Genomic DNA, 6,289 nt, shown 5'->3' with positions numbered 1-6,289 from the left:
GCTTCAGCCCCTGTCACGCCGCTGCGTATCGCGCTTTGCCGTGTCAGTGGGAGCGCATTATAGGGAGATAATTTTTTCTGACAAGGGTTTATTTCAAATTAATTTCTGAGTGTCGCTTTTTCCGCCATTTCGGGTTAAAAAAGCACAAAGTCGGGGATATCCATAAAAAAAGCGGACGATAAACGTCCGCTTTCCTGTTTCTGTTCGCACTCAGATTACTGATGCGCCACGATTTCACCGTCTCTGACATCCATTTCTATGGTTTTACCAGGAACCAGTTGCCCGGACAGAATTTGCTGAGCTAACGGGTTTTCTATTTCCTGCTGGATAGCCCGCTTCAGCGGACGCGCACCGTATACCGGGTCAAATCCGTTTTCACCCAATAACTTCAGCGCATCATCAGAGATGTGCAGCTGATAGCCCCGCTCTTCCAGACGCTGGTACAACCTTTGCAACTGGATACGTGCAATAGAAGCAATATGCTCTGCCCCCAGAGGGTGGAAAACCACAACTTCATCTATACGGTTAATGAATTCCGGACGGAAGTGCTGGCCGACGACACTCATGACCAGTGCTTTCATCTCACCGTAGTCCAGATCACCAAAGCGTTCCTGAATCATGTCTGACCCCAGGTTCGAGGTCATGATGATGACTGCATTACGGAAATCAACCGTACGCCCTTGTCCGTCGGTCAGCCGTCCGTCGTCCAGCACCTGCAACAGAATGTTAAAGACATCCGGATGCGCTTTTTCAACTTCATCGAGCAGGATCACAGAATAAGGACGGCGTCTGACGGCTTCGGTCAGGTATCCCCCTTCTTCATATCCGACATAACCCGGAGGGGCACCCACCAGTCGGGAAACCGAATGTTTCTCCATAAACTCGGACATATCGATTCGCACCATGGCGTCATCGCTGTCGAACAGGAAGTTAGCCAGAGATTTACACAGTTCGGTTTTACCTACCCCGGTCGGCCCAAGGAACAGGAAAGACCCCACCGGACGGTTGGGATCCGCCAGCCCCGCGCGACTACGGCGGATAGCATTAGCGACCGCTTCGACGGCTTCATTCTGGCCGATAACACGATCATGCAATGCCTCTTCCATCCGCAGCAGTTTGTCACGCTCGCCTTCCAGCATTCTGGCGACCGGAATCCCGGTCCAGCGCGCAAGCACATCGGCAATCTCTGTATCCGTCACGCGGTTACGCAACATCTTCATCGATTTGCCTTCAGCCTGAGTCGCGGCGGCAAGCTGCTTTTCGAGTTCAGGGATTTTACCGTATTGCAGTTCAGACATTTCGGCCAGGTTACCGGTACGACGAGCCTGCTCCAGAGCAATACGTGCCTGTTCCAGATCCGCTTTAATATTCTGCGTGCCGGTCAGAGACGCTTTTTCCGCTTTCCACTCTTCATCCAGCTCAGCATATTCGCGTTCTTTCTGATTCAGCTCGCTCTCAAGCATCTCAAGGCGCTTAACGCTGGCATCATCTGACTCTTTTTTCAGTGCCTGCTGCTCCAGCTTTAACTGAATGATCCGTCGCTCCAGACGATCCAGCGATTCAGGTTTTGAATCAATCTGCATACGAATGCTGGAGGCGGCTTCATCGATCAAATCGATAGCTTTATCCGGCAGTTGCCGGTCAGCGATATACCGGTGTGACAAATTAGCCGCGGCGACAATGGCCGGGTCCGTAATTTGTACATGGTGGTGTAACTCATAACGCTCTTTCAGCCCGCGAAGAATAGCAATGGTATCTTCGACCGAAGGTTCATCCACCAGCACTTTCTGGAACCGGCGCTCCAGTGCTGCATCTTTCTCTATATACTGACGGTATTCATCCAGGGTAGTCGCCCCGACGCAGTGCAGTTCACCGCGAGCCAGCGCAGGCTTAAGCATATTGCCGGCATCCATCGCACCGTCGGCTTTACCGGCACCGACCATCGTGTGCAGCTCATCAATAAACAGGATAACGTTACCTTCCTGCTTTGAAAGGTCATTGAGAACCCCTTTCAGGCGTTCTTCGAACTCTCCGCGGTATTTCGCCCCGGCCACCAGCGCCCCCATATCCAGCGCCAGCACACGGCGACCTTTCAGGCCTTCCGGCACTTCACCGTTAATAATACGCTGCGCCAGTCCTTCAACGATGGCCGTTTTACCGACGCCGGGCTCACCTATCAGGACGGGGTTATTTTTGGTACGCCGTTGCAGCACCTGGATGGTGCGGCGGATTTCTTCATCACGACCAATGACAGGGTCAAGTTTCCCCTGTTCTGCACGTTCAGTCAGATCGATAGTGTATTTTTTTAATGCCTGACGCTGGTCTTCAGCACCCTGTTCGTTCACGTTTTCGCCCCCACGCAACTGTTCTATGGCTCTGGTGAGTTTGTCGCTATTTGCTCCGGCTGATTTCAGGATATCCGCCAGAGCTCCGCGTGAATCCAGCGCAGCCAGAACAAAAAGTTCAGATGAAATAAAAGTATCACCGCGCTTTTGTGCCAGCTTGTCGCACAGATTAAGCACGCGGATGAGATCAGCTGAAGGTTGTACGTCGCCGTCACTGCCTTCAACCTGAGGAAGCCGTTTTATTGACTGTGTGATTTTTTCCCGGAGAGCTGCCACATCGAGCCCGGCGGAAGAAAGTAAAGGAGTCAGCGATCCCCCTTCCTGAGTCAGCAGAGCACTCATCAGATGAAGAGGTTCGATAAATTGGTTGTCGTTGCCGAGTGCCAGTGACTGAGCGTCAGCCAGCGCTTGTTGGAATTTATTGGTTAGACGATCCAGACGCATAATTCCTCCTGTTAAAGGTCAAAATGCTACAGGAGATTAAATGAGGTCAATCCCTCAAATATTCAAGTTTTATCACCCGGAAAACAGAGAAAAATTACACATACAGGATCGTCCAGTGGCTAAGATTATACCAGCCACACCAAAGTTGCCATACGTCCGGTCACGCGCTCCCGCCGGTAGGAGAAAAAAGACCCGCTTTCAGAATAGGTACAGCGACCGCCACCATAGACAGCCGTGACACCCGCGCGGGAAAGACGCTGCCTGGATAATGTCCAGAGATCCGCGAGATACTTATGCTGGTAAGGGATAAAGGCTTCTGCGGCTGCGGGGTCGTGGGCAATAAACGCCTCGCGCACTTCCGGGCCAACCTCAAACGCCTGCGGGCCGATGGCCGGTCCCAGCCATACCAGGATATCTTCCGGCGGGCGCCGGAACGTTGCCAGCGTGCTTTCAAGAACACCGGCACATAACCCCCGCCAGCCGGCATGGGCAGCTGCAACTTCCCGCCCGTCTTTTGAGCAGAAAATAACCGGCAGGCAGTCTGCCGTCATCACTGCGCAAACCTGGCCTTCTGCCCGGGTATAACAGGCATCGGCCTGCGGAACACAATCACCGGTATGCGGCAAGGTCACAACATGGGTTCCGTGAACCTGATTAAGCCAGAGCGGCATCGCCGGTAAGCCGGCAATATCACACAGAAGGTGGCGATTTTTGAGGACATGCACAGGGTCATCTGCAACATGGGCCCCCAGGTTCAGGCTATCGTAAGGCTGCTGACTGACTCCCCCGATTCGGGTTGTCGAGCAGGCTCTGACGTTCGCCGGTGCCGGCCACTCCGGAATAATCAGTGAACTCATAACCAGTCCATGTCGTCTTTATGTAATTCCGTGTCTGCTTTCAGTGCATCGATTAATTCGACCATATCCTGCGGCAGTGCCGCATGCCATTCCATTTCTATACCGGTGATCGGATGGTAGAGACGTAACATTGTGGCATGGAGTGCCTGCCGGTCAAACCCTCTCAGAACCGAGATAAATTCCTCTGACGCATTCTTAGGCGGGCGTGGACGTCCCCCATACAGCTGATCCCCGACCAGCGGGTGACTGAGATGAGACATATGTACACGGATCTGGTGAGTACGGCCGGTTTCCAGGCGCAAGCGTAACCGGGTATGGGCACGGAAATGTTCCATAATACGGTAGTGGGTAACCGCCGGTTTCCCCATCGGATGCACGCTCATATGGGTACGTTTGGTAGGGTGACGAGAGATAGGCTCATCAACAAAGCCCCCGGCCGTCATCGTACCAATGGCAACCGCCTCATATTCACGGGTAATTTCACGTCGTTGTAAAGAGTCAACGAGATGAGTTTGCGCCGGTACAGTCTTGGCAACGACCATCAGTCCGGTGGTATCTTTATCCAGACGATGCACGATACCCGCCCGCGGAACATCCGCAATGGCAGGATAATAATGTAATAATGCGTTTAATACCGTACCATCGGGATTACCGGCTCCGGGATGAACGACGAACCCGCGCGGCTTATTGATAACCAGAATGTCATCGTCCTCGTACACGATATCGAGCGCGATATCCTGAGGTTCCCAGCGAAGTTCCTCTTCTATTTCGGCATCAATAGTGATCCGTTCACCACCGAGGACTTTTTCCTTAGGAACGGTGGTCGGGATACCATTCAGGGTGACCCGGCCCTGTAAAATCCACTCTTTTATGCGTGAACGTGAATAATCAGGGAACAATTCCGCTAAAGACTGATCTAAGCGTTGTCCAAGTTGCGCTTCGGAGACTGTCGCGGTGAGTTGTACTTGTTGTGCCATATAAGCTTCTTTCGTTAACGTTGGGTTTTCACGGCAAAGCCGTTTACTATAATGTGCTATCTTAGCTGATCATCAATGGACGCTTCACAGAAAGCCTCCGCTAAACCTTTGAGGATAATCATTTCGTCATGACGCGTATGAAACATCTGGTGGCCGTTGCCACTCTGGGCCTGGCACTGGTAGGTTGCTCCGGCTCTAAAGACATTGTCCCGGACAACCCGCCTTCGGTGATCTATGCAACCGCCCAGCAAAAACTGCAGGACGGGAACTTCAGGGCTGCCATTACTCAGTTAGAAGCACTGGATAATCGTTACCCGTTTGGTCCGTATTCTCAGCAGGTGCAGCTTGATCTGATCTATGCCTACTATAAAAACGGAGATATGCCGATGGCCCAGGCCACCATTCTCCGTTTTATGCGACTGAACCCGACACATCCTAATATTGACTATGTCATGTATATGAAGGGTCTGACCGACATGGCGATGGATGAGTCAGCAGTGCAACACTTCTTCGGTATCGATCGCTCTGACAGAGACCCGGCCTATGCCCGTCAGGCATTTACCGATTTCTCTCAACTGCTGCAGAGCTACCCGAACAGTCAGTACGCCGCTGATGCCAGACTGCGTTTGGTGGCTTTAAAAGACCGTCTGGCTAAACATGAACTTTCTGTGGTGCAATACTATACCAAAAGAGGGGCTTATGTCGCGGTTGTTAACCGGGCACAGGACATGCTGACAAACTATGCAGATACTGAGGCGACCCGCCAGGCACTTCCGCTGATGGAAAATGCTTACCGCCAGATGCAACTCAACACCGAGGCCGATAAAGTGGCCAAAATCATTGCGGATAACCAGAAGCGTTGATTCAGGGAACCTTTCCGCGGGTATAAAGAGAAAAGCAGCCCATGCCGGCTGCTTTTTTTGTAAACCCGTTTCTGGTGTCTTAGTCTGCAAAAGGTTCGCATAAGCGGGATGATGAATACATCCGTCGGGCCGTTGCAGTACCTCTTCCCCTGACGGTCTCAGTCGCTGAATTTTTTATTCACATCAGGTGATAGCAGAATACCTGTGCTTCGGGTGTTAAAGACTTTTCCATTCCGGCAGTTGTTGGGCCTTCCTGCGGTACAGGTGCGAACCTGCCGCCATTAAGCCGAACAAGAGACCCGCCACACTACTCGCGATTAAGGCCGCGGTTATCGTGTAACCTTCTTTTTGCCATGCGAAAAACCACATGAACACTCCCCATGACAAACCAAATCCCAGCGCTGTGACCAGGGCGATTAGCCAGAATGGCGCGACCGGGAAAGGGGGGATCCGCACACCCATATGCCATAAGCACTTCATCAGAAGCGGCGTACGATTAGGTTGCCATATCTTTTTTTCTTCTAAAATCCGAATGGCTGTTTTTTTTCTTTCGTCAAACGACACCATAGTCCCCTTCCTGCTAAGCCTTTACGTCATTCCCATCCTGTTGACTTGTGCTACCACAACCCCGGGAGAAAGCACTTAATGCCCCGTCGCGGGTCTATAGAAGTCACGGAAAACATGACGGCCATCATCTGCTTATCCGGTCAATAATGGCGGGTAATATTCACGGGTTCAATCATTATCTTTGCTTTTTGCGGTACTGATTAGGAATTTTACTAATTAGCAAAAAGTGGCTTTAT

General features: G+C 51.9%; 5 protein-coding genes. 1 reads left to right on the top strand and 4 read right to left on the bottom strand.

All coding sequences use genetic code 11. The features are described from left to right. Positions 1-215: 215 nt before the first annotated feature. The 3 genes from clpB to rluD all read right to left on the bottom strand — a co-directional run bounded on the left by clpB (position 216) and on the right by rluD (position 4,623). On the bottom strand, positions 216-2,789 hold the full coding sequence (gene clpB, locus GTPT_RS06510) for an ATP-dependent chaperone ClpB (RefSeq protein ID WP_025902288.1): 2,574 nt from the start codon (positions 2,787-2,789) through the stop codon (positions 216-218). Positions 2,790-2,914: 125 nt separating this feature from the next. Beyond that, positions 2,915-3,646 (bottom strand): purine nucleoside phosphorylase YfiH, encoded by a 732-nt coding sequence (gene yfiH, locus GTPT_RS06505; RefSeq protein WP_025902289.1) that lies wholly within the window; start codon positions 3,644-3,646, stop codon positions 2,915-2,917. Further along, the gene (gene rluD / locus GTPT_RS06500; RefSeq protein ID WP_025902290.1) at positions 3,643-4,623 is read right to left on the bottom strand and encodes a 23S rRNA pseudouridine(1911/1915/1917) synthase RluD; all 981 of its coding nucleotides are present in this window, start codon (positions 4,621-4,623) and stop codon (positions 3,643-3,645) included. Before rluD ends, yfiH begins: the two co-directional genes overlap by 4 nt. A 128-nt stretch (positions 4,624-4,751) precedes the next feature. Here rluD and bamD point away from each other — a divergent pair, with 128 nt between their 5' ends. Next, positions 4,752-5,486, top strand: a complete 735-nt coding sequence (bamD, locus tag GTPT_RS06495; RefSeq protein WP_025902291.1) for an outer membrane protein assembly factor BamD — start codon at positions 4,752-4,754, stop codon at positions 5,484-5,486. Between the two features lie 216 nt (positions 5,487-5,702). Here bamD and GTPT_RS06490 read toward each other — a convergent pair whose 3' ends face one another. Then, positions 5,703-6,053, bottom strand: a complete 351-nt coding sequence (locus tag GTPT_RS06490) for a DUF6404 family protein (RefSeq protein WP_051170887.1) — start codon at positions 6,051-6,053, stop codon at positions 5,703-5,705. Between the last annotated feature and the right edge of the window lie 236 nt (positions 6,054-6,289).

Origin of the sequence: Tatumella ptyseos ATCC 33301 (assembly GCF_000735525.1) — a bacterium.
Taxonomy (GTDB): domain Bacteria; phylum Pseudomonadota; class Gammaproteobacteria; order Enterobacterales; family Enterobacteriaceae; genus Tatumella; species Tatumella ptyseos.
Note: the sequence above shows the minus strand (reverse complement) of the source record. Positions and strands in the feature narration are given on the sequence as shown.

Coding starts and splice junctions, on each gene's coding strand:
- yfiH (WP_025902289.1), bottom strand. CDS start 3,646: ATGAGTTCACTGATTATTCCGGAGTGGCCGGCACCGGCGAACGTCAGA.
- bamD (WP_025902291.1), top strand. CDS start 4,752: ATGACGCGTATGAAACATCTGGTGGCCGTTGCCACTCTGGGCCTGGCA.
- rluD (WP_025902290.1), bottom strand. CDS start 4,623: ATGGCACAACAAGTACAACTCACCGCGACAGTCTCCGAAGCGCAACTT.
- GTPT_RS06490 (WP_051170887.1), bottom strand. CDS start 6,053: ATGGTGTCGTTTGACGAAAGAAAAAAAACAGCCATTCGGATTTTAGAA.
- clpB (WP_025902288.1), bottom strand. CDS start 2,789: ATGCGTCTGGATCGTCTAACCAATAAATTCCAACAAGCGCTGGCTGAC.